At 63.9% G+C, this 20,748-nt stretch carries 22 protein-coding genes and 1 pseudogene; 13 read left to right on the top strand and 10 right to left on the bottom strand.

Features of this window, described 5'->3' with window-relative positions; all coding sequences use genetic code 11:
* The first annotated feature begins 11 nt into the window (after positions 1 to 11).
* Both RAD04_RS02975 and RAD04_RS02970 read left to right on the top strand, forming a co-directional pair.
* Positions 12 to 1,079 (top strand): alcohol dehydrogenase, encoded by a 1,068-nt coding sequence (locus RAD04_RS02975; protein WP_028143068.1) that lies wholly within the window; start codon positions 12 to 14, stop codon positions 1,077 to 1,079.
* 108 nt (positions 1,080 to 1,187) lie between these two features.
* A complete protein-coding gene (locus RAD04_RS02970) occupies positions 1,188 to 2,267 on the top strand; it encodes an isocitrate/isopropylmalate dehydrogenase family protein (protein ID WP_461622557.1) in 1,080 nt (359 codons plus the stop codon).
* A 66-nt stretch (positions 2,268 to 2,333) separates the two neighbouring features.
* Here RAD04_RS02970 and RAD04_RS02965 read toward each other — a convergent pair whose 3' ends face one another.
* The 4 genes from RAD04_RS02965 to RAD04_RS02950 all read right to left on the bottom strand — a co-directional run bounded on the left by RAD04_RS02965 (position 2,334) and on the right by RAD04_RS02950 (position 5,268).
* Positions 2,334 to 2,621 (bottom strand): hypothetical protein, encoded by a 288-nt coding sequence (locus tag RAD04_RS02965; RefSeq protein WP_461622556.1) that lies wholly within the window; start codon positions 2,619 to 2,621, stop codon positions 2,334 to 2,336.
* Between the two features lie 103 nt (positions 2,622 to 2,724).
* Positions 2,725 to 3,546, bottom strand: a complete 822-nt coding sequence (locus RAD04_RS02960) for an enoyl-CoA hydratase (protein ID WP_461622555.1) — start codon at positions 3,544 to 3,546, stop codon at positions 2,725 to 2,727.
* A gap of 271 nt (positions 3,547 to 3,817) precedes the next feature.
* Entirely contained in the window at positions 3,818 to 4,189 is a 372-nt protein-coding gene (locus RAD04_RS02955; protein WP_020608151.1) for a helix-turn-helix domain-containing protein, read from the bottom strand.
* 29 nt (positions 4,190 to 4,218) lie between these two features.
* Complete coding sequence (locus tag RAD04_RS02950) at positions 4,219 to 5,268, bottom strand: LysR family transcriptional regulator (protein WP_461622554.1); 1,050 nt, start codon at positions 5,266 to 5,268, stop codon at positions 4,219 to 4,221.
* Between the two features lie 481 nt (positions 5,269 to 5,749).
* Here RAD04_RS02950 and RAD04_RS02945 point away from each other — a divergent pair, with 481 nt between their 5' ends.
* A complete protein-coding gene (locus tag RAD04_RS02945) occupies positions 5,750 to 6,016 on the top strand; it encodes a hypothetical protein (protein ID WP_028143063.1) in 267 nt (88 codons plus the stop codon).
* 206 nt (positions 6,017 to 6,222) lie between these two features.
* Entirely contained in the window at positions 6,223 to 6,954 is a 732-nt protein-coding gene (locus RAD04_RS02940) for a cytochrome c biogenesis CcdA family protein (RefSeq protein ID WP_461622553.1), read from the top strand.
* A 31-nt stretch (positions 6,955 to 6,985) separates the two neighbouring features.
* Here RAD04_RS02940 and RAD04_RS02935 read toward each other — a convergent pair whose 3' ends face one another.
* Entirely contained in the window at positions 6,986 to 8,203 is a 1,218-nt protein-coding gene (locus tag RAD04_RS02935) for a 3-hydroxybenzoate 6-monooxygenase (RefSeq protein ID WP_461622552.1), read from the bottom strand.
* An 18-nt stretch (positions 8,204 to 8,221) separates the two neighbouring features.
* The gene (locus RAD04_RS02930) at positions 8,222 to 8,776 is read right to left on the bottom strand and encodes a MarR family winged helix-turn-helix transcriptional regulator (protein ID WP_177237259.1); all 555 of its coding nucleotides are present in this window, start codon (positions 8,774 to 8,776) and stop codon (positions 8,222 to 8,224) included.
* Positions 8,777 to 8,953: 177 nt separating this feature from the next.
* On the opposite strand from RAD04_RS02930, the gene RAD04_RS02925 reads away from it, so the two are divergent.
* The 3 genes and pseudogenes from RAD04_RS02925 to RAD04_RS02915 all read left to right on the top strand — a co-directional run.
* Positions 8,954 to 10,021 carry an amidohydrolase family protein gene (locus RAD04_RS02925; RefSeq protein ID WP_461622551.1) on the top strand — a complete coding sequence of 356 codons (1,068 nt, stop codon included), beginning with the start codon at positions 8,954 to 8,956 and terminating at the stop codon, positions 10,019 to 10,021.
* Positions 9,990 to 11,348 carry an MFS transporter gene (locus RAD04_RS02920; RefSeq protein ID WP_461622550.1) on the top strand — a complete coding sequence of 453 codons (1,359 nt, stop codon included), beginning with the start codon at positions 9,990 to 9,992 and terminating at the stop codon, positions 11,346 to 11,348. The genes RAD04_RS02925 and RAD04_RS02920 overlap by 32 nt, the downstream gene beginning before the upstream one ends.
* 87 nt (positions 11,349 to 11,435) lie before the next feature.
* Positions 11,436 to 11,672 (top strand): annotated as a pseudogene (locus RAD04_RS02915) (DoxX family membrane protein); the annotation flags it as partial.
* Here the strand turns inward: RAD04_RS02915 and RAD04_RS02910 are convergent.
* On the bottom strand, positions 11,598 to 11,768 hold the full coding sequence (locus RAD04_RS02910; protein ID WP_461622709.1) for a hypothetical protein: 171 nt from the start codon (positions 11,766 to 11,768) through the stop codon (positions 11,598 to 11,600). The pseudogene RAD04_RS02915 and the gene RAD04_RS02910 overlap by 75 nt on opposite strands.
* On the opposite strand from RAD04_RS02910, the gene RAD04_RS02905 reads away from it, so the two are divergent.
* Positions 11,767 to 11,901: a hypothetical protein gene (locus tag RAD04_RS02905; RefSeq protein ID WP_461622708.1), complete on the top strand. Its 135-nt coding sequence runs from the start codon at positions 11,767 to 11,769 to the stop codon at positions 11,899 to 11,901. The two genes, RAD04_RS02910 and RAD04_RS02905, sit on opposite strands and share 2 nt — an antisense overlap.
* A 39-nt stretch (positions 11,902 to 11,940) precedes the next feature.
* On the opposite strand, the gene RAD04_RS02900 is transcribed toward RAD04_RS02905, so the two are convergent.
* Together RAD04_RS02900 and RAD04_RS02895 are read right to left on the bottom strand one after the other, a co-directional pair.
* On the bottom strand, positions 11,941 to 13,398 hold the full coding sequence (locus RAD04_RS02900) for a sensor histidine kinase (RefSeq protein WP_461622704.1): 1,458 nt from the start codon (positions 13,396 to 13,398) through the stop codon (positions 11,941 to 11,943).
* A 309-nt stretch (positions 13,399 to 13,707) separates the two neighbouring features.
* Positions 13,708 to 13,845: a DUF1236 domain-containing protein gene (locus tag RAD04_RS02895; RefSeq protein ID WP_461622549.1), complete on the bottom strand. Its 138-nt coding sequence runs from the start codon at positions 13,843 to 13,845 to the stop codon at positions 13,708 to 13,710.
* 512 nt (positions 13,846 to 14,357) lie between these two features.
* Between RAD04_RS02895 and RAD04_RS02890 the strand changes: the two genes are divergently transcribed.
* The 3 genes from RAD04_RS02890 (at position 14,358) to RAD04_RS02880 (ending at position 17,272) form a co-directional block, all read left to right on the top strand.
* Positions 14,358 to 15,356, top strand: coding sequence for a TRAP transporter substrate-binding protein (locus RAD04_RS02890; protein ID WP_018322778.1), 999 nt, complete (start codon positions 14,358 to 14,360; stop codon positions 15,354 to 15,356).
* 84 nt (positions 15,357 to 15,440) lie between these two features.
* The gene (locus RAD04_RS02885) at positions 15,441 to 15,956 is read left to right on the top strand and encodes a TRAP transporter small permease (RefSeq protein ID WP_461622548.1); all 516 of its coding nucleotides are present in this window, start codon (positions 15,441 to 15,443) and stop codon (positions 15,954 to 15,956) included.
* On the top strand, positions 15,953 to 17,272 hold the full coding sequence (locus RAD04_RS02880) for a TRAP transporter large permease (protein ID WP_461622547.1): 1,320 nt from the start codon (positions 15,953 to 15,955) through the stop codon (positions 17,270 to 17,272). The genes RAD04_RS02885 and RAD04_RS02880 overlap by 4 nt, the downstream gene beginning before the upstream one ends.
* A gap of 52 nt (positions 17,273 to 17,324) precedes the next feature.
* Here RAD04_RS02880 and RAD04_RS02875 read toward each other — a convergent pair whose 3' ends face one another.
* Entirely contained in the window at positions 17,325 to 18,599 is a 1,275-nt protein-coding gene (locus tag RAD04_RS02875; protein WP_461622546.1) for a serine hydrolase domain-containing protein, read from the bottom strand.
* A 158-nt stretch (positions 18,600 to 18,757) separates the two neighbouring features.
* Between RAD04_RS02875 and RAD04_RS02870 the strand changes: the two genes are divergently transcribed.
* Positions 18,758 to 19,675, top strand: coding sequence for a dioxygenase family protein (locus RAD04_RS02870; protein WP_461622545.1), 918 nt, complete (start codon positions 18,758 to 18,760; stop codon positions 19,673 to 19,675).
* A 378-nt stretch (positions 19,676 to 20,053) separates the two neighbouring features.
* Entirely contained in the window at positions 20,054 to 20,203 is a 150-nt protein-coding gene (locus RAD04_RS02865; protein WP_165637759.1) for a hypothetical protein, read from the top strand.
* The last annotated feature ends 545 nt before the right edge of the window (positions 20,204 to 20,748 follow it).

Below are 20,748 nucleotides of genomic sequence, written 5' to 3'. Positions count from 1 at the left end.
GGAGAACGCCGATGAAGAGTTTCAAGGTCGCCGATTTCAAGGCGCCGCTGCAGGAGTTCGACGAGGCGACGCCGCAGCCCTCGGGCACGCAGGTGCTGATCAAGGTGAAGGCCGCCGGCGTCTGCCACAGCGACCTCCACATCTGGGAGGGCGGCTACGATCTCGGCCATGGCCGCAAGCCGCTGTCGCTGAAGGACCGCGGCATCAATCTGCCGCTGACCATGGGTCACGAGACGGTCGGCGAAATCCTGGCCTTCGGCCCTGACGTGAAACCGACCGACCAGGGCGACCTGAAGCTCGGCGATGTCGGGCTGGTCTATCCCTGGATCGGCTGCGGCAAGTGCGCGACGTGCCTCGCCGGTGACGAGAACATGTGCCTGACGCCGCGCTCGCTCGGCGTCTATTGCGACGGCGGCTATTCCGATCACATGCTGGTGCCGCATCCGCGCTATCTGCTCAATCTCAGGGGACTCGATCCCGCAACGACCGCGCCCTATGCCTGCTCGGGCGTCACCACCTACAGCGCGCTGAAAAAGGTCGAGCAGCATTTCGACACGCCGATCGTGATGTTCGGCGCCGGCGGGCTCGGCCTGATGGCGCTGTCGCTCTTGAAAGCCATGGGCGGCAAGGGCGCGATCATGGTCGATATCGACGCCAGGAAGCGCGAGGCGGCGGAGAAGGCCGGCGCGCTCGCCACCGTCGATCCCAAGGCGCCGGATGCGCTGGAGCAACTCGCCAAGAAAGCGGGCGGGCCGATCCGTGCCGTGATCGACCTCGTCGGCAATGCCGCGACGACGCAGCTTGGATTCGACTGCCTGACCAAGGGCGGCAAGCTCGTGATCGTCGGCCTGTTCGGCGGCGGCGCGACCTGGGCGCTGCCGCTGATTCCGATCAAGGCCGTGACGATCCAGGGCAGCTATGTCGGAAACCTGCGCGAGACGCAGGAATTGCTCGACCTCGTCCGCACCAAGAAGGTGCCGCCGATCCCGGTGACGACGGCACCGCTCGCCAAGGCCAACGACGCGCTGGTGCAATTGCAGCAGGGCGCGGTGGTCGGGCGCACGGTGCTGACGCCGTAGTTTCTTCTGTCATTCCGGGGCGGTCCGCAGGACCGAACCCGGAATCTCGAGATCCCGGGTTCGGCTCTTCGAGCCGCCCCGGGATGACGCATCCGCTATAGGAACCCCATGTCCGCAAACAACGCCTTCCACATTGCCGTGCTCGCCGGTGACGGCATCGGTCCCGAAGTCATGGCGCCGGCCGTCGAGGTGCTGCGCAAGATCGAGCAGAAATCGGATTTGCGCTTCCGCTTCACCGAGGCACCCGCCGGCGCCAACAATTATCTGGCCACCGGCAAGTCAATGCCTGACTCGACCATCAAGCTGTGCGAGGAGGCGGACGCAATCCTGCTCGGCGCCTGCGGCCTGCCGTCGGTGCGCTACCCCGACAATACCGAGATCGCGCCGCAGATCGAGCTGCGTTTCATCTTCGATCTTTATGCCGGCGTGCGACCGGCGCGCCTCATTCCGGGCGTGCCGAGCCCGATCGTCGGCGCTGATGCGCGCGGCATCGATCTCGTCGTGATCCGGGAATCGACCGAAGGCTTGTTCGCCTCGATGGGCAAGGGCGTCGTCACCGATGAGGACGCGCGCGAGACCATGGTGATCACGCGCAGGACATCAGAGCGCCTGTTCGACTTCTCGTTCCGCCTCGCCGAGCGGCGCAAGGCGCGCGGCAAGCCCGGCGCGCTTGCCTGCGTCGACAAGGCGAACGTGTTCAAGGCGTTCGCGTTCTTTCGCGGCATTTTCGACGAGATCGCCAAGAAGCATCCCGACGTGAAGACCGATCGGCTCTATGTCGATGCCTGCTCGGCCATGCTGGTGAAGCGTCCCTGGGATTTCGACGTGATGGTGATGGAGAACATGTTCGGCGACATCGTCTCCGACATCACTGCGAGCCTGATCGGCGGTCTCGGCATGGCGCCGTCGGCGGACATCGGCGACAAATATGCCGTGTTCCAGCCCTGCCACGGCACCGCGCCCGACATCATGGGGCAGGGCAAGGCCAATCCCACCGGCATGATCCTGTCGGCGGCGATGATGCTGGACTGGCTCGCCGACAAGCACGGCGTCGAGAGCGCGGCGGAAGCCGGCGAGACGATCGAGCGTGCGGTGGATCAGGTCTATGCGGGCGGCATCAAGCCGATGGAGTTCGGCGGCAGCAACGGCACCGCGGACATCACGAAAGCGGTGCTCGCGGCGCTCTGAAAAGCAGTCGAGCCGCGGGCGCCGGTTCATCTCAAAGAAAAAGGGGCCTTGCGGCCCCTTTGTCGTTCACCAGCGGCGCCAATGGTGGTGGCGATGGCCCCAGCCCCACGGGCGCGGGCCGTAGAAGCGTCGCGGGCCGCCGTAATAGCCGTAGGCGCCGTAATAGTTCGGACGCCAGAAGCAGCGGCCCCACGGGTTGCACACCCAGCGCACCTGATCGATGTCAGCGGCCGGACCGCTTGCAATCTTGTCCGCCTGCGGGATGCCATTCGGCATGGCTGCGAGCGCCTCGCCCGACGCGAGCGCCACACCGCCGATGGCAGCCAGAGCAAGAACAGCAGATTTCATTGTCATCGCGATCTCCCTCGTTGTGGCGGGAGAACTTTCGTCAGATCAACTAGTTGCTACCGCGCGGAGCTGCACGAGGAATTTAATCTTCCTGAACGTCGGTTCAGCTTCAACGCCCCTGGAACTGCGGTTTGCGCTTTTCCATGAAGGCCTGCCGGCCCTCGCGAAAATCCCGGGAATCCATGCAGGCATTGCCGATCGCCTTGATCGCGTCCATGTCGCGCTGACTCTCATCCTTCAGCACCTGCGCGATGGTGATCTTAGCGGCCTTGATCGCGAGCGGGGCGTTCTGCGAGATCGTCTCGGCAATCGTCATGGTCTCGCCCCAGAACTCGTCGACCGGGAACACGCGCTCGATAAGGCCAATGCGCAGCGCTTCGGCGGAATCGATGCGCATGCCCGTGTACATCAGAAGCCGCGCCCAGGACGGGCCGACCAGCGACACCAGGTGCCGCAGGCCGTCGAAGCCATAGGCGATGCCGAGCTTGGCCGCGGGAATGCCGAACTGGCTGCCGTGCGCGGCGATGCGGATGTCGGCGAGCATCGCGACCTGCATGCCGCCGCCGAGGCAAAAACCCTCGATGCAGGCAATCGTCGGCTTGGGATAGTCTGCGAGCAGTGCGCGCTGGGCGGCGCTGCGCCTGGCATATTCCTCGGACGCTGCCGCGTTATGGCGGGTCTTCTCGAACTGGCTGATGTCGGCGCCGGAGACAAAGGCCTTGCCGCCGGCCCCGCGCAGGATCACGACGCGCACCGTCTCGTCGTCGCGCAGGCTCGTCAAGGCCTCGCCAAATCCCTCCCACATCTCCAGCGACATCGCGTTGCGCTTGTCGGGATTGTTGAAGGTGATCACGCCGACGCCGTCGGTGGTGTGCTGGAGAATCTTGCCGTCCGCGTAGGGTGTACCGGTCGTGCTGAATATGTCGGACATCGCTTGCTCGCTCGTCATGTGCGAGGGGCAATGTGCTGCGCTGGCGCTTCCGGGGTCAACCGCGGCAGGGTGGGCGAGTCTGCATCCGCCTGTACCGGGATTGCATGGCGCGTCGTCCCGAGTGTCGCGCGCGCAAAAAAAAGGGGCGGTCGTGCCGCCCCGCAAAGGCCGCGCGCAAGCGCGCGAGCCGGAATATGATCGTTCAATCCGGCCGCGTCCCCGCGACGCGGCGGATTGAAGATCGGCCGCAAAGGCCAGACCGTCGACGGCCTCAGCTCTCGTTCGCCGCGATCGATTCCATCAGCGAGACCAACTGACGCTGCACGGTCTGGTCCTTGATCTTGCTGTAGGCGCGCAGCAGGCGGAGGCTGAAGGCCGAATCGAGGAACAGCAGGCTCTCGACTTCGCGCGCCTTGTTGTCACCATCGTAGAAGAAGGTCACGGGCACGTCGAGGGCGGAAGCGATCTGCTGCAGACGAGCTGCGCCGACGCGATTGACGCCCTTCTCGTATTTCTGGACCTGCTGGAAGCTGACGCCGAGCTTCTCGCCGAGCTCGGCCTGCGAGATCTTCATCTCGACGCGCCGCAGACGAATCCGCTTGCCAAGCTCGATGTCCGGCTTGCCAGCACTGCGCTGCTTCATTCTTTTCGCCGCTGCTTTCATCTTCGTTTTCACCTTTGTTCTTCGGTTGAAAATCCCCCGAAGAGCTGGGTCAGGGGTTCGCCCATATACGAGTCCTTGAATTCATGCGGATGCACGAACTCTTCCTTAAACCACGGGAAGCGAGCCGGACTGAAAGCTTCGATCAGCCAATCAATCATGTGCCGCACGCGTGGAATACGGCCGCTACCGGGATGGTAGGACAACCAGATATCCAGCGGTCGGTTCAACTCGACCTCCAGTGGAATCAACTTCCCGCCAAGCGCAATGGCGTAGCTCGGGAAGACGCCGATGCCGGCGCCATTCGCGACCGCCCAGTAGTTGGCGCTTGAGACGTTGGTCTTCATGACCAGAAGGTCACGTTCCGATACGCCCGGGAAGAAGCTCTCGAAGGATTCCTTGGCGGCAAGCTGGTCGGCGAATTGCAGCACCAGGCGATGCTTGATCAATTCCGCCGCCGAGCGCGGCGCGCCATGCTTCTCGATGTATTTCTCGGAGGCCCAGAACATCAGATGCATGCGACCGAGCCGGACCAGCTTGATGTCGAGCGCCGAGGGACGCGACAGATGGATGGCGACGTCGGCCTCGTGGCGCGAGACGTCGGCCGAGCGCATCGCGCAATGCAGGTCGACCAGGATCTTCGGATAGGCCTGCTGGAATTCGACCAGGCGCGGGGCGAGCCAGAACGTGCCGAGCCCCTCGGTCACGGCGACGCGCACCTCGCCGGACAGGGCGTTGGCCATCGAATCGCTGGCGCGCAGCACGTCGAAGGTGGCGGCCTCCATGCGCTCGACGGCGGAGACCACGAGCGCGCCCTCATCGGTGAGATGAGTGCCATGGACATCACGGGTGAAGAGTGTGGTGCCGGTCTGGCGTTCGAAATCGTCGATTCGCCGGCGCACGGCGTTGATCGACAGCGACAGGCGCTCGGCCGCCGATCGGAAACTTCCGCATCGGACGACTTCAAGGAATATGCGGGCCGCATCCCAATCAGAGAGGCCGCTGAGATTTGTTTTTGGGCGTTCCGCCACAGGAACGCCCCTTTCCGCCAAGGACTGCATACAATTCCCTTCGGTTGGCTAAAGTGGCAGAATCTGGCGCAAACCACAACCACTGCGGGTTGGGGGATGACGAGTTTTGAACGTCATCCTTACTACCGGTGGGTGGTATCTGAGTGCTGCCAAGAGTTGGGAATCGGGCAGGCCATTGCCCGGATGAGGGGTGTGGCGTGAGTTCCGTTGCGAGCCGTGAAATGGCTGCGGGATTGCAGGCGCTGTTGGCAACGAGTGTGCTTGCGCGAAAGCCGGCGCCATCTCTCTCAATGGATCAATCACAGCGCGCTGGGCGTTTGCTCTCGGACCGTTTCGACCATGGCCAACGGCGCAGCGCGGCGATGTTAGCCGAAACCGCAGTTCCGCGGCAGAAACCCACTGAAATCAGGTTCAGAGGCGCGGTGGCCTCGTGCTATCCTCCGTATTCCATGGGGGCCGAAGGGGTCGTCACCAACACGTCTCGCAGGCCGAATTAACGGAAAGAACGCCGGTGTCGCATTCAGACGAACAGTTGCAGTCGGTGCTGGAAACGCTCGAGGGGTGCCGCAGGGTTCTCAACGCGTGCGACAGCCGTGAGTCGGCCGAGCTGCTGTCCATTGTCATCCTCGACGTCAGGATGAAACTCAAAGGAATTGACAGTGCCGATCTCAAGGCACTGTGCGACGAAATGCTGCGGAGCGCTGCGAGCGAGCCGCCGTCCCCTTCCAAGCAGACGCAGGACCAGCCCCGGCGTCCGCTGCTCCGCGTGGTGAAGTAGCCGCGCCGCCGAATCTCGCTTTTTGGCGAGGTTTGTGCGCGTCCCGATGCCGCACCTGTGATCGCAGGCGGCATCGGGAGGAGCCCTGGTTTGGTGCGCCTCTGTTGCGCATTCTCCGGCATCGGTTACACCAGAGCCGGTTCGGCTCCGGGCCGCGCGCATTCCCGGCGCGCTGCACCGGTGCCTGAGATGGCTCAGACGGCATCATGCAAAATGTTTCGATCCCGGCGGCGCTGATTGCCGGCCTCGTCAGCTTCCTCTCGCCATGCGTCCTGCCCCTGGTCCCGCCCTACCTGATCTACCTGACGGGCGCCACGATCGAGCATGTCGAGAGCGACGAGAAGGGCTCGGCCTCCAAGCGCGCGATCATGATGTCGGCGCTCCTGTTCGTGCTCGGCTTCTCCACGGTGTTTGTCGCGCTCGGCGCCAGCGCCTCGCTGGTCGGCGGGCTGATCCGGGCCTGGTCGGCCGAGTTGTCGATCCTCGCCGGCATCGTCATCATCATCATGGGCCTGCACTTTCTCGGATTGACGCGCATCGGCCTGTTGATGCGCGAGGGACGGCTGCCGATCCCCAAACCGGTCGGCCTCTGGGGCGCCTACATCATGGGGCTCGCCTTCGCCTTCGGCTGGACGCCCTGCATCGGCCCGATCCTCGCCGCGATCCTTTCGATCGCCGCCGCTGAGGCCACGGTGACGAAGGGCGCAGGGCTGCTCGCGGTCTATTCGGCCGGTCTCGGCATTCCCTTCCTGATCGCCGCGCTGATGATCGAGCAGTTCTCCGCGCTGTTCGCACGCATGAAGGGCCATCTCGTCAATGTCGAGCGCGCCATGGGCGTCCTGATGGTGATCACCGGCATCGGCTTTCTCACCGGCGCGGTCTCGAATGTGAGCATCTGGTTGCTGGAAACGTTCCCGGCGCTGCAGACGTTCGGATAGAGCCAAGCCCGGCCGGGTAAGCCACATCGGCTCAGGACTGCGCGACTCGCGGTGCCGCATCTGACGGCCGCTCGGAGAACGGGTCCTCATAGAGCCAGGCGAGATTCTCGCAGAAGCGCTCCAGGCTGGTCTCGCGCATCAGCTGATTGCGCAGCAGCGCATGGACGCCGGCCGGGTGATAGACGTGAGTGCCGAGCTCCCGGGCCTGGAGCTGGACGCGCGCGGTGCGCAGCAGGCGGGCATTCCTGTAGCGATCGAGCGCATGCGCGATGTCGTCCTGCGTCTCGTCGAGCGCATCAGCGAGACAAACCGCGTCCTCCAGCGCCATGCAGGCGCCTTGCGCGAAATATTGCAGCATCGGATGCGCGGCATCGCCCAGCAGAACGACGCGGCCGTCGATCCAGCGTTCGGTGGGATCGCGGTCGCAGGTCACCCACGCCTTCCAGTCCCTTCCGTGATGAATGATCGCCTTTGCGCGCGGATGCACATCCCGAAAACCTGCGAGGACTTCTTCGTGGGTCACGGGCCTCGCCGCGAAGGCCTCGGCGGGGTCGTTGTGGCAGGTGATCGCGAGGTTGAACACCTTCCAGCCCGAAAGCGGGTAGTGCACGAGGTGGCACTTCGCGCCGGCCCACAGGGTCGCCGCGTTCCAGCGCAGATCCTCGGGCATCTGTTCGGTCGGGATGACCGAGCGATAGGTGGTGTGGCCGGCAATGCGCGGCGCGCCGTCGCCGACCATCTGCTGGCGAATGCGGGAGCGAAGCCCGTCCGCGCCGATCAGCAGACACCCGGTGACGCGCTCGCTGGACTTGAGCGCTGCCGAGGCCTCTGTGCCGTTCTGCTCATAGGCGACTACGTCGCAGTCGGTTCGCAGCGTGACATTGGGATGCGCCTCGCCGGCGCGGACGAAGATGCCGTGCAGGTCGCCACGATGGACCACCGCGTAGGGATTGCCGAAGCGCCTACGGAAATAGCTGGCGAGATCGACATGGGTGATCTCCTCAGCCGAGATCGCGTCCATCAGGCGGAGCTTGTCGATGAAGACGGCAATCGCGCGCGCGGCATCGCCGAGCCCGAGACGATCGAAGGCGTGAAATGCATTGGGACCGAGCTGAATGCCGGCGCCAATCTCCTGGTAGCGCGACGCGCGCTCGAGGACCGTGACCTGGAAACCCTTCTGCGCCAGCGCGATCGCGGCCGCGAGCCCGCCGATGCCGCCGCCTGCAATGATGATGGGATCCTGTCGCATGGCCTCTCCTTGGTTTCCCTATTTTCTAGATGTCCTGCCGCGCGGCTGGCTCGTCCTGGCTTTCGCCTCGGGCCGCTCGTCGCGGATTTCTTTCGGCCGCGCGGGCGGCGGGACCTTGATCGATCCGGCTTCGACTTCCTGCTCGAGCCGGTCGATGTTCTTGTAGAGCTCGACCAGCACGCGCTTGAGCTCCGCCGCTTCCTTGGCGGACATGCTGCCGGTGACGACTTCTTCATAATAGGCGGCGAGCGGCATCAGCCTTCCCGCCAACTCGGTGCCCTTGGGCGTCAGGACGACCTGGAGGCTGCGCTGGTCGTTTTCGGGACGGTCGCGCGTCAACAGGCCCGCACGGCTCATCTCAGCGACGATGCGCGACAAGGTAGACACGTCGGCCGATGTCAGCTCGGCGATTTCGCCGAGACGCAGCGGGTGACCCTGCTCGGATAGAGCGGCCAGCACGCGGTACATCGGAAGCGTCAACTTCTCGTGACGGATCACGCGCGCGAAGAGGTCGCCCATGCGCACGCCCAGCCGGGCGAGCAGATAGGGAAGCGAATTCGAAAATCGGTACATGAGTTTAGGTCCGGGCTTGGGTCCTGGCGGGAGAGCTCCGCCCGGAATAAGCGTCAACCTTCGCATATGCAATATTTGCATATCAATCATTTGCAAGTGCAACTTTCTCATTGACAAGTATCTGGATCAGGCGCTTTGCTTTGTCAACGCCGAAAGCGGAGCCGAAGGAACGACGCCATGCAGGGAAAGATTGCGCTCGAGGAGCATTTCGCGATGGACGAGACCGTCCAGGACAGCGCGGGCTTCGCGCCGACCGAGGACTGGGTCGAGCTGAAGGCCCGGCTGCTCGACATCCACGATCGCCGGCTCGCGGAGATGGACGCCCACGGCATCGAGATGATGCTGCTGTCGCTGAACGCGCCCGCCGTGCAGGCCATTCCCGACCGCAACCGGGCGCTGGACCTGTCGCGCCGCGCTAACGACTTTCTGGCGGAGCAGGTCGCAAGACGGCCTGACCGCTTCCGCGGCCTCGCGGCGCTGCCGATGCAGGATCCCGAGGCGGCGGCAAGCGAACTCGATCGCTGCGTCAGCGCGCTTCGCTTTCGCGGCGCGCTCGTCAACGGTTTCAGCGAGCTCGCCGGTGTCGATCAGGCCATCTATTACGATCGCAAGGAGTTCTGGCCGTTCTGGTCGGAGGTCGAGCGTCTCGGCGTTCCCTTCTACCTGCATCCGCGCAATCCGTTGCCGAAGGACGCGGCCATCTACGAGGGGCATCGCTGGCTGCTCGGCCCAACCTGGGCGTTCGGGCAGGAGACCGCGGTGCATGCGTTGCGCCTGATGGGATCCGGCCTATTCGACGCGCACCCGCGGCTCCAGATCATCCTCGGCCACATGGGGGAGGGGTTGCCCTATTCGATGTGGCGCGTCGATAACCACAACAAGTGGATGCGGGCGCAGAAAGTCTATCCCGCACGGCGCAAGATCGCCGACTACTTCAGGGAAAATTTCTACATCACCACGTCGGGCAATTTCCGCACCCAGGCGCTGATCGACGCGATGCTCGAAATCGGCGCCGACCGCATCCTCTTCTCCGCCGACTGGCCATTCGAGAACATCGACCACGCCGCCGACTGGTTTGACACGGCTGCCATCTCCGAAGGCGACCGCATCAAGATCGGCCGCGACAACGCGTGCGCCCTGTTCGGGCTCGGCAAGGCCTCAATTCAATCTGCCGCAGAGCAGAGCAATTCATCAATTTCCATGGAGGAACCCCGTGAGCATCTCGTCCGAAATCGACGTGCATGAGGAATTGTCCGCCGCTCCGATCGGCCCGTTCCACAAGCTGCTCGGCATTCTCATCACGCTCATCACGCTGTTCGACGGCTATGACACCTTCAATCCGGCCTATGTCATCCATTACGTGGTCCAGCCCTGGGGGCTCGCACCAAGCCAGGCGGGGTTTTTGGTAAGCTCGGGTCTCGTCGGATTCCTGTTCGGCGCAATCGGACACGGTAGCGTGGCGGATCGCTTCGGCCGGCGCGGCACGCTGCTCGCGGGCTTGTGGATCGTCAACGTCTTCACGCTGCTGACTGCCGTGCTGGCGAACGATTTCTGGAGCTACTGCGCCCTCCGCTTCGTCACCGGGCTCGGCCTCGGCGTGCTGCTGCCGCTCGGCACGACCTTCATCAACGAGCTTGCGCCGAAGCGTGTCAGCAACACGTTCTCGCTCTGGGGCGTGACGCTGGGCTGGTCGCTCGGCGGCGTCTGCGCCGGTCTCGTCGGCGTTTTCCTGACGCCGCAACACGGCTGGCAGATCCTTTATTATGTTGGCGCGTTGTCGATCCCGCTGACCTTCGTGGCGCACGCCATCCTGCCCGAAAGCCCGCAATTTCTGGCCACGAGGTCGCGGGTCCCGGAGCTGCGCGCACTGCTTGCGCGATTGCGGCCGGAGCGGGCGTCCGTCTACCAGACTGCGACATTCGCCGCGGTCGGCGGCGGGACGCCGCAGAGCACGATCGGTGCCTTGCTCGGTCCGCGCTATCGCCGCGTCTCGCTGACCATCTGGGTCACGGCGTTCCTCAGCCTGTTCGCGATCTTCGGTCTCACCAGCTGGATTCCGACGGTGATGCTGAAGCGCGGCGAGACCTTTGCCGCCTCGTTCGGCTTCGGGGCCCTGATGCAGGCGATGTCCTTCATCGGCGGTCTCACGCTGGCCATGCTGGCCGACCGCAATTTTACGCTGACGCCGCGCTATCTGGCGACATGGTGGCTGAGCGGCGGGATCGCGGTGCTGGCGCTCGTCTTCGTCAGCGGCCACGGCGTCAATCTCGCCATCGTCGCAATTGCCGGCTTCTGCATCATCGGCGCGCAGCACGTCCTCAACAATTTCACCGCCGGCTCGTACGAAACCTGCTTCCGCGCCAGCGGCGTCGGGATGGAGCTCGGCATCGGCCGTGTCGGAGCGATCCTCGGCCCCTATGTCATCGGTCTCCTCCAGCAAGCCACCGGCGGTCCGGATGCCGTGTTCTGGGCGATCGGCGGAGCGTCGATCGTCGGCGCGCTGGCGATCGGATCGCTTGGTCTTGCCGCTGCAACGCGCCTGCCGACGGCCGATGTCGCCGCCGCGGAGTGACGAGGCGCGTTGATCCATCGATGGGGGTGATGTGGATCATCCCTCCGCTTTCCCCGACGAAAACTAAAAACTAGAAGGAGATCCCGAATGCCGATATCCACTCGTTCCACTGACGCCGCAGGCCAGTTCGATGCCTGGGTGCTCCTGTTCGCGCGCGTCGCGATCGCGCCGCTGTTTCTCTACAGCGGCGTCGGAAAGGTGCTGGCATTTGCCGTGACCGCCGGCAGGCTTCCGGGAGGAGCGGATGGGTTAGGGGCCGTTCTCGCCGCGGGCGCGATTGCGGTCGAGCTCGGAGGCGGCATGGCCCTGCTGCTTGGGCTGTTCGCGCGCCAGGCGGCGATGGCTCTGATTCCGTTCACCGTCGCCGCGACGCTGATGTTCCACAATTTCTGGGCCGTGCCGGGAAGCCGCGGTCGTCATGCAGACCATCAACTTCCTGAAGAATCTCGGCCTGCTCGGCGCCCTTGCTCTCATCGCCTGCTATGGACCCGGCGCTTATGCCGTACAGGCCGCCATGAAGGCCGATCCCAGGGGGGCTCCCCGGCTCTCGTGATGGTCTGCCAGGCTGGCCGCGGGAGTTCTGCTCTCCCGCTCACCGCGCCTCGTCCAGCGTACAGACCACCGTGCAGACCACGCCGCGCGGCAGGAAATCGACCGTGGCCTCGCCGCCGAGCTGGTCGCGTGCGCTGCGCTCGATCAGGCGCGAGCCGAAGCCGCGCTGTACCGGCGCGGTCACCGGCGGTCCGCCGATCTCGGTCCAGATCAGGCGCAGCCGCGGTTTCGGGGCATCGGCGATGATCTCCCAGTCCAGCGTCACCCGGCCGGTCTCGTTGGACAGCGCACCATATTTCGCGGCGTTGGTGGCGATCTCGTGCACGATCATCGACAGCACCACGGCGAGCCGCGGCGACAGCGGCACGGCGGGTCCGGCCATGCGGATGCGGTCGGGACTGTTCATCAGGAACGGCTGAAGCGCGCGGGCGATCACCTCGCGCAGCTCAGAGCCCGCCCATTTCTCCTGGCTCAGCAAATTATGCGCTTCGGCCAGTGCGCCAAGCCGTCCCTCGAACTTCGTCCGCTCGTCCCGGCTGGCGCTTCGGAAGGTCTGCACCGCGATCGCCTGCATCAAGGCAAGCGTGTTCTTGACGCGATGGTTGAGCTCATCGATCAGGAGATTGTGCAGCATCTCGCCGCGCGCGATCGTGGTCGCCATCCTGACCGCGAAGGTCAGGCCGGTCAGCAGCAGGATGCCGCCGATCAGGCTGGTGATCGCGATGTTGCGCCAGAGCGGCGCAATCAGTGAGCTTTCGTCGACGCCGGCGGCGATCGTCCAGCCCGTCAGCCGCGATCGTGTGTAGGCCGCGGCCAGAGCGACGCCGTCGAGCGACACCGTCGGGAGCGATGCCTCGCTGCGGCGAAACATCTCGGCATAAAGCGAGGGCGAGGCGCGCTTGCCAAAGGTCTCGCTGGGGTTCGGCGCGCGCGCAAACACGATGCCCTTGGTGTCGAGCAGAGTCACGGTCCAGAGCCGGTCGGGCCGTTGCTTGTCCACCAGGTCCTGAAAGATGCTGATCGGTGGGCTGAAGCAGAGGTCGTAGATCACCTCGCCGTCGCGGAACACGGGAACCTCGACGGTGAGCACCTGCCGCCCGTTGATCGCGCCGGTGAACAGGTCGGAATATTGCGGCGACCTGGTCGCAAATACCTTTTCGATGATCTCGAGATGGCCGCGTGGCGGCAGGCTTGCGGTGTCTTCCGTTGCGGAGGAGAACAGCAACCGGCCCTTGCGATCGGAGATCAGCACCAGCCCGCCCTTGCCATATTGGTCGAGGAAGCCGAGCGCGATACGGCGGAAATTCTGGAAGTCGTCGTTGCGCAGCGAATTCGTCAGTGCAAGGACCTGCAAGCCGCCGGTCATCCGCTGCACCTCGGAGTCGAGCACGAGGCGCATGCTGCGCACGTTCTCCAGCACCCGGCGGGTCGCGTCGCTTCGATCCTGCTTGTAATTGTAGAACACAATGCCAACCGCAAAGACGATCAGCGGCAACATCGTTCCCGTCACCAGAAGAGCGAGCCGGACCGGCAGGGTGAGCTTTGACAAACGCGGGCGTCCCGGTTCCGGCGCAGCGGCGCCGGATTATGATTTTGGGCAGACCATACGTGCGGGACTTGCGCAGCGCCATGTATTTCACAGATAGCGAGCGGTTCGGAAACGAGATGTTGCAGCGCGGTCCGGGATGTCCGCGCGTCAGCTCATGCGGAGTGCGGTCAGGAGTGGCGATCCGGGCCTCTCGATGCGATGTTATGCGGTCAAGTCCGGGCAGGCGACCGCCTTCAGGCCGGCCGCCTCACGACTTGATCAATCGATTTCCTGAACCACTGTGCGCGAGCCTGGGTCCACGAGCATCACGCGATCGCCGGAATACAGGTAGCGATACTTGGTGAGCGACGGACCCCAATCGGACGGCACGGCCTCCAGCTCGACGTCGCCGGGCACGGTCGCGCCGTCGTCGACAAGAAGCCGACGGACACGATGATGACCGTCGTCAGCCCGTCGGGCACGATCTACAAATCGCGGACCGAAGCTGAATGCGGCATGAAGACCGTGAAGGTCTGCTCGTCAAACTGAGGAGGATGACAAATGCCGGTATTGATCTTGTGGGCCGTACCGGCCGTGCTGGTGATGGCGGCGGCATCTATCTGATCGGGCATATGCACTAGGCCTGCAGCAGCGGGCGAGCGGGTCCGTGCGTGGCAGCGCACAGGTCCGCTCGTGGCCGGCCTCCTCCGGGAGTGCGACCGTGCCCATGGCCTGCCCGCGCCGTCAGGGGCGCGAGTTGCAGTGCAACAGGTGTGCCGGGCGTAGCCCTGCGACGAAGAGTACCTCCAGCGCACGCGAAATGACTTCCGTCCGGCCGACGTTTTTCATACGCTTCCCCTTCGTCAGCCGCATACCGGCTGCGCTCACGGCCCGGCTACAGGGCCGGAGCATCAAAGGGAGGGGAGACGATGAAGCGAAGGTCATTTCTCGCTGGTATCGGTGCGACCACTGCGGCGGCCACGATTGGGATGCCGTCGATCCTCAGGGCGCAAGCGCCGATCTCGCTGAACGGCGCAGTCCAGTTCAACGACGACCACGCCTTCAACCGGGCACTGCTCCGGTTCGAGGAGTTGGTGAAGAAGTATTACGGCAAGCCCGTCAACTTCACCCTGCACAGGAACTCCTCGCTCGGCCTCGAGAAGCAGTATTTCGAGTACATGTCGCAGGGCAAGGCGGTCGATTACGGCATCGTCTCGCCGGCTCACATGTCGACCTTCGCCAAGGCGGCCCCCTTCATCGATGCACCCTTCGTGTTCAAGGGCATCGAGCACATGAACAAGGTCGTCGAAGCCAATATCCTGGCGCCGATCGCCGACGAGGTCGCGGCGAAGGCCGAGGTCGTCCTGATCGGCTATTCCGGCGGCGGCATCCGCAACATCTTCGCCAACAAGCCACTCAAGAATCTCGCCGATCTCAAGGGACTCAAGGTTCGCGTGCAGGGCGCGCCGATCTGGTCGAAGACCTTTGCGGCGGTCGGCATGAGCCCGACGGTGATCGCCTATAACGAGATCTACAACGCGATCCAGAACGGCGTGATATCGGCCGGCGAAAATGAGGCGGCCGGCGTCGAGGCGATGAAGTTCTACGAAGTCGCTCCGCATCTCAACCTGACTCAGCACGCCGTATCGATCCGGCCGATCTGCTTCTCGGTGAAGACGTTGAAGACCCTGCCGAAGGAGTTGCAGGATGCGATCATGAAGGCCGGCAAGGAGGCTGGCGACTACGGCCGTCAGCTCGAATCGAGCGAGGAGGTGGTCAAGCTCGACACGCTCGAGAAGGCCGGCAAGCTCAAGCGCGTTCCCTTCGAGGAGCGGGACGCCATGAAGAAGCTCGCCGACCCCGTGATGGCCACCTACGCCAAGGAAATCGGTGCGGAGGGCATTTTCGAGAAGATCAACGTCGTCTGAGGTCTTTGCGTCCGCCGACAGCATCTCCGGGCAAGCCCCGCTTCTTGCCCGGCGCTGGCGGATGAGCCGCTGCACGGAGCCCCAATGTCTGAAATGCCCGTCCCGTCCACACCGTCGCTGTGGCGCCGCGTATCGGCGGCCTATGCGAAGCTGCTGGAATTCCTGCTGGCCGCCTGTGTCGGCGTCCTGGTTGTTCCGGTCACGCTGCAAATCATCTCACGCTACACGCCCTTCATTCCGTCCTACATCTGGACGGAGGAGATGGCGCGCTTCCTGTTCGTCTGGACGATCATGATCGGCGCCATGGTCGGCGTGCGCGAAGCGCAGCATTTCGAGGTCGATGTGTGGCCTGACCTGTCGCGGCGGTCGGAGGCCGCGGTGCGAATCCTCGCGCGGCTCGGCGTACTGGCGCTGGCGCTGGTGTTCGTATCGGCCGGCCTCGAGTTCACCCGCTTTGCCTGGAACAGGACTTCAGAACTGGCCGATCTGCCGCTTTGGCTGATTCACGTCGCCTGGCCTGTGACTGGCATGACGTGGATCGTCTTTGCGGGTGAACAGATCATCGATGAAATGCGCATTCTGGTTGGGGCAGGGCGATGAGCGGCAATGTACTCTCTGCCGGACAGGCCGCGATGGTGCTGTTCGGGGTTTTCATCGGCCTGCTCATCGTGCGCGTGCCGGTCGCCTTCGCGCTCGGCCTTGCCTGCGTGCCGATTCTGCTGATCGAGCCTCATCTCTCGATGATGATGCTCGCGCAGGAAACCTTCAACGCCTACAATTCATTCATCCTGCTCGCGGTGCCGTTCTTCCTGCTGACGGCCAACCTGATGAGCATCGGCGGCATCACCGACCGCCTGGTGGCGCTGTCGCGCTCGATGGTCGGGCACTGGCCGGGGTCGCTGGCGCAGATCAATGTCGTGCTGTCGGTGTTCTTTGCCGGTATCTCCGGCTCCTCGACCGCCGATGCGGCGAGCCAGTCCAAGATCTTCATCGATGCGCAGACCAAGGAGGGCTACGATCTCTCGTTCTCCATCGCCATCACGGCGGTGTCGGCGGTCCTGGCGGTCATCATCCCGCCGTCGATCCTCATGATCGTGTGGGGCGGGCTGATCTCGACCTCGATTGCGGCGATGTATCTGGCCGGCATCGTGCCGGGTTTGCTGATCGCGGGCGCGCAGATGGCGACGGTGCACGTCTATGCCGTGCGCCGCGGCTACCCGACTTATCCGAAGACAAGCTGGGTCGAGATGCGATGCGCCATTTGGAAGTCAATTCCGGCGCTGATGACGCCCTTCATCATCGTTGGGGGCATTCTGCTCGGCTGGTTCACCGCAACCGAGTCCGCCTGCGTCGCGGTGCTATATTCCGTCGCGCTCTCTGCGTTCTTCTATCGGGAGACAGGGATACGGGAATTGTACAAGGCCTTGCTCGACACCGGGGGCCTTGCCGGCGTGGCGCTGTTCTGCGTCGGCACCGCAAGTGCGTTCGGCTGGCTGCTCGCCTACTACAAGATCCCGCAGGAGCTGCTGGCCAACGTCTCGACATGGGGCATGGGCGCTGTTGCGGCCGGCTTCTTCATCTCCTTCTGCTTTCTGGTGGTGGGCTGCTTCCTCGATGCCATCCCGGCGATCGTCATCGTCGGTACCGTGCTGGAGCCGCTCGCCAGGTCTGTCGATCTCCATCCCGTCCAGTTCGCGATCATTTCCATCGTGTCGCTGGCCTTCGGACTGGTGACGCCGCCCTACGGCCTGTGTCTGATGATCGCCTGTTCGATCGCCGGCGTGCGGCTGCGCTATGCGCTGAAGGACACGGTCATCATGCTGATTCCGATGCTGCTCGTGCTCGCGGCAGTCATCGTCTGGCCAAGCGTGTCGCTGTTCTTGCCGCGTCTGATCGTGCCGGAGATGCTCAAATGAGCGTCTGATGGCGCGATCCCGCGGCGGTGGGCCGCGGGATCGGCTGGATTGGTTACAGATTGCTCTCGGTAATCGCGGCGTAGACCATGCTGCGCAGCTCGCGCCGGATCGGGTAGGCGCTCGACGGCAGCACCTGCGTCATGAAGATCGCGATCAGCTCTTCGGCCGGATCGATCCAGAACGAAGTCGTGGCCGCGCCGCCCCAATTGTATTCGCCGGGGCTGCCGGCGATCAGCGTCTCGGACGGGCGCATGGTCACCGCGAAGCCGAGGCCGAAGCCGATGCCGTTATAGGTGGCCTCGGAGAACAGCGAGCGCGACACTTCGGGCAGGGCGCCGCCGCCCGGAATGTGGTTGCTGGTCATCAGCGCCAGCGTCTTGGGACCGATCAGCCTGATACCGCCGAGTTCGCCGCCGTTGAGCAGGGCGCGGCAGAAGGTGAGATAGTCGGCCACCGTCGAGCACAGGCCGCCGCCGCCGGAGATGAAGGAGGGCGGAGACAGGAATGAGCTCGTTGCCGGATCGTCCTGGAGCGTCAGGCCCTCGCGCCGCTGGCCGGCATGGAAGGTCATGCCGCCGCCGGGATCGGCGGAATAGCAGGCGGCAAAGCGATGCGCCTTGGAGGCCGGGACGTAGAAATCGGTGTCGGTCATGCCGAGCGGCTCGAGAATGCGTTGCTTCAGGAATTGCTCAAAGGGGATTCCCGAGATCTTGCCGATGAGATAGCCGAGCACGTCGGTCGAGACCGAATAGTTCCAGGCCTCGCCCGGCGAGAACTCCAGCGGGATTTTTGCGAGGCTCTCGATCATGGTCTGGAGCGTGCCTGACTTCTCGACCTCGCCGATTTTCTCCGCGCGATAGGCGGCATCGACATTGGAGCGCTGCTGGAAGCCGTAAGTGAGGCCGGAGGTGTGGCGCAACAGATCCACGATCAGCATCGGCCGGGACGGCGGGCGGGTCAGGAAGGCAGGCGAAGTGCCGGCGACGAACACGCCGAGATCCTTCCATTCCGGAATGAATTTGGCGACGGGCTCGTCGATCGCGACCAGGCCTTCCTCGACCAGCATCATGAAGGCGACGCTGGTGAGCGGCTTGGTCATGGAATAGATGCGGTAGATGGTGTCGTCCTTGACCGCCAGCTTGCGCTCGACGTCGGCAAAGCCTTGAACCGAGCTGTGCGCAACCTTGCCGCGGCGGTAGACCAGAAGATGCGTGCCGGGGAAGCGGCCGGCATCGATGTACCGTTTCCTCAGATGCGCATCGATGCGGTCGAGCGCGGCCTTGGACATGCCGACGGATTCGGGCGAGGCGGGGGTGGGGGCGAGCATCAGTTCCTCCGGGCAGTTTTGTCGGTCCGTTGATAGCCAAATGACGGGCCCATTCCAAGCCGCTCGCGCTTAACGCGAGCGGGCCGACTGGTGTAGGCTGGCCCCTGGAACGCCTCCAGGCCCCCCGGGGCCAATGAGAAAACGCAGGGCAAACCATCATGACCCAGTTCAACGAGACTGATCTCACCCAGGCCGTCGTCAAAAGCTTCGACAGCACGCCCAATCCGCGCGCGAAATTCCTGCTCCAGGAATTGGTGAAGTCGCTGCACGATTACGTGAGCAAGACGGGTCTCACCTTCGAGGAATGGGACCACGCCATCGATTTCCTGACCCGCACCGGGCAGAAATGCACCGACACCCGCCAGGAATTCATCCTGCTGTCCGACGTGCTCGGTGTCTCCATGCTGGTCGACGCGGTCAACCATCGCGACCGCGAGGGCGCCACCCAGACCACCGTGCTCGGCCCGTTCTATGTCGGCGAGCATAAGGTCACCGCGCACGGCACCGATATCTCGCCGAACAATCAAACCGGCGAGCGGATGTTCGTGCAGAGCCGCGTTACCGATCTCAATGGCAAGCCGCTGGCCAATGTCCCCGTCGACGTCTGGCATGCCGATGACGACGGCTTCTACGATTCCCAGAAGCCGAACTATGACGAGGTCGGCGCTTCGGCGCGGGCGCGCTTCATCACCGATCACGACGGTCGCTTCTTCTTCCGTACCATCTTGCCGTGCAGCTATCCGATCCCGACCGATGGCCCGGTCGGCGAGATGATCGTGCAGACCAAGCGTCATCCGATGCGCCCGGCGCATGTGCACTTCCTGGTCAACGCGAAGGGATACGAGCCGCTGATCACGCACGTCTTCATGGACGGCGACAAATATCTGGATTCCGACGTGGTGTTCGGGGTCAAGGATGATCTCGTCGCCAAGGTCGAGCCGCGCAACGATCCCGCGATGCCTGACGGCTCCAAGGCGAACGGCCAGTGGCATCTGATGACCTACGAATTCCACCTCAAGCCCGGTGGCGGCATGGCGCCGACGCCGCTCGGTGTGAAGGCTGTGGAGCGGGCCTGATGGCCCGCCGGGATGCCGCGGCACTCCGGGCGCGTACGACGTCCGCTGTGTTTCTGATAGCGGCACAATAACGGACCTCAGCGTTCGGAGTTGGAAGTCGTCAACCTACCAGCGATTAAACCGGCACTTGGTCGACTGATCCCGAGTCACCGCCCAAGTCTACCTAGGTATGGTCACTTCATACCTGCGCGCGATGGCGCTGACCAAGTGCTTGGTGTTACCGATGCATCCAGAGTGAAAAGCAACGGAACCGGCCTGCGAGCCGGCAGTTGCGGGACAAGGCCGGCGGCGTAGCGCCCGCCGGCCCTTCTCCCAAACCAGCGGGAGCTTTGTCGCTCAATTGATGCTTATTGCCATGGTTGGTGCAGAGAGTACGCCATGAGAAACATCGCCGATCTCCTGATGCGGTTCTGGCAGGGAAGCCGACCCGCGTCCAATACTCAGATTGCGGCTATGGCTGAAAACCAGGATCGATCCAGCATGGCTGATTTTGTCAGGATCCTGCAGGCCTACGATCAAGCCCCGTAGGGCCGAGTGCGTCAGTCCGTGAAGACGCGGCCTCACCGCTAGATGGGCTCGTCAGCGACGGGGATCTTGAAGTCTCGGAATTCGGCCGGTGTGCGCACAATGCGTTGCACGATTACCGATCAGGGTTTGGGACCCATTCCTCCGCGGTCGAGTCCCAATGATGGGTGTCGTCGAACTGTTTCCAGAGTGGCCGCCCTGACTTACTTTCACCGCTCTGTCGGTTTGCATTCGGTGCGCGGAGTTGGACGACGAGCGCCCCGGCCTTCATCACCCATTCGCGAGCGTTATATCGGGAGTTCCATTTGATTGCCGCGAGCATTGGATGCCTCCTTCGAAGTAAGAAGCCTTCGTCACTTTAGCCCGAGCCAGCCCCCAACGATGTAAACCACTTCACAGTTGGTCAACAATCTTCGACATAGCCGCGGGCGATCTCACTATGCGGCGACCGCAAGCTACGTTCGCTCGCTATTCAGGCCTCGGCATGGGTCACGTTGCCGCGCGATCAAAAGGCACGCGACGAAACGCAGCATTGTACTTGCGCGCGA

Source organism: Bradyrhizobium sp. 25ACV, from assembly GCF_054863005.1.
The sequence above is the reverse complement of the archived record's forward strand: the minus strand, read 5'-3'. Positions and strand labels throughout refer to the sequence as shown.

What these genes read in the sequence shown, in the direction of transcription:
- RAD04_RS02975 (WP_028143068.1), top strand. Translation starts at nt 12, where the DNA reads ATGAAGAGTTTCAAGGTCGCCGATTTCAAGGCGCCGCTGCAGGAGTTC.
- RAD04_RS02970 (WP_461622557.1), top strand. Translation starts at nt 1,188, where the DNA reads ATGTCCGCAAACAACGCCTTCCACATTGCCGTGCTCGCCGGTGACGGC.
- RAD04_RS02965 (WP_461622556.1), bottom strand. Translation starts at nt 2,621, where the DNA reads ATGACAATGAAATCTGCTGTTCTTGCTCTGGCTGCCATCGGCGGTGTG.
- RAD04_RS02960 (WP_461622555.1), bottom strand. Translation starts at nt 3,546, where the DNA reads ATGTCCGACATATTCAGCACGACCGGTACACCCTACGCGGACGGCAAG.
- RAD04_RS02955 (WP_020608151.1), bottom strand. Translation starts at nt 4,189, where the DNA reads ATGAAGCAGCGCAGTGCTGGCAAGCCGGACATCGAGCTTGGCAAGCGG.
- RAD04_RS02950 (WP_461622554.1), bottom strand. Translation starts at nt 5,268, where the DNA reads ATGCAGTCCTTGGCGGAAAGGGGCGTTCCTGTGGCGGAACGCCCAAAA.
- RAD04_RS02940 (WP_461622553.1), top strand. Translation starts at nt 6,223, where the DNA reads ATGCAAAATGTTTCGATCCCGGCGGCGCTGATTGCCGGCCTCGTCAGC.
- RAD04_RS02935 (WP_461622552.1), bottom strand. Translation starts at nt 8,203, where the DNA reads ATGCGACAGGATCCCATCATCATTGCAGGCGGCGGCATCGGCGGGCTC.
- RAD04_RS02930 (WP_177237259.1), bottom strand. Translation starts at nt 8,776, where the DNA reads ATGTACCGATTTTCGAATTCGCTTCCCTATCTGCTCGCCCGGCTGGGC.
- RAD04_RS02925 (WP_461622551.1), top strand. Translation starts at nt 8,954, where the DNA reads ATGCAGGGAAAGATTGCGCTCGAGGAGCATTTCGCGATGGACGAGACC.
- RAD04_RS02905 (WP_461622708.1), top strand. Translation starts at nt 11,767, where the DNA reads ATGCAGACCATCAACTTCCTGAAGAATCTCGGCCTGCTCGGCGCCCTT.
- RAD04_RS02910 (WP_461622709.1), bottom strand. Translation starts at nt 11,768, where the DNA reads ATGACGACCGCGGCTTCCCGGCACGGCCCAGAAATTGTGGAACATCAG.
- RAD04_RS02900 (WP_461622704.1), bottom strand. Translation starts at nt 13,398, where the DNA reads ATGTTGCCGCTGATCGTCTTTGCGGTTGGCATTGTGTTCTACAATTAC.
- RAD04_RS02890 (WP_018322778.1), top strand. Translation starts at nt 14,358, where the DNA reads ATGAAGCGAAGGTCATTTCTCGCTGGTATCGGTGCGACCACTGCGGCG.
- RAD04_RS02885 (WP_461622548.1), top strand. Translation starts at nt 15,441, where the DNA reads ATGTCTGAAATGCCCGTCCCGTCCACACCGTCGCTGTGGCGCCGCGTA.
- RAD04_RS02880 (WP_461622547.1), top strand. Translation starts at nt 15,953, where the DNA reads ATGAGCGGCAATGTACTCTCTGCCGGACAGGCCGCGATGGTGCTGTTC.
- RAD04_RS02875 (WP_461622546.1), bottom strand. Translation starts at nt 18,599, where the DNA reads ATGCTCGCCCCCACCCCCGCCTCGCCCGAATCCGTCGGCATGTCCAAG.
- RAD04_RS02870 (WP_461622545.1), top strand. Translation starts at nt 18,758, where the DNA reads ATGACCCAGTTCAACGAGACTGATCTCACCCAGGCCGTCGTCAAAAGC.
- RAD04_RS02865 (WP_165637759.1), top strand. Translation starts at nt 20,054, where the DNA reads ATGAGAAACATCGCCGATCTCCTGATGCGGTTCTGGCAGGGAAGCCGA.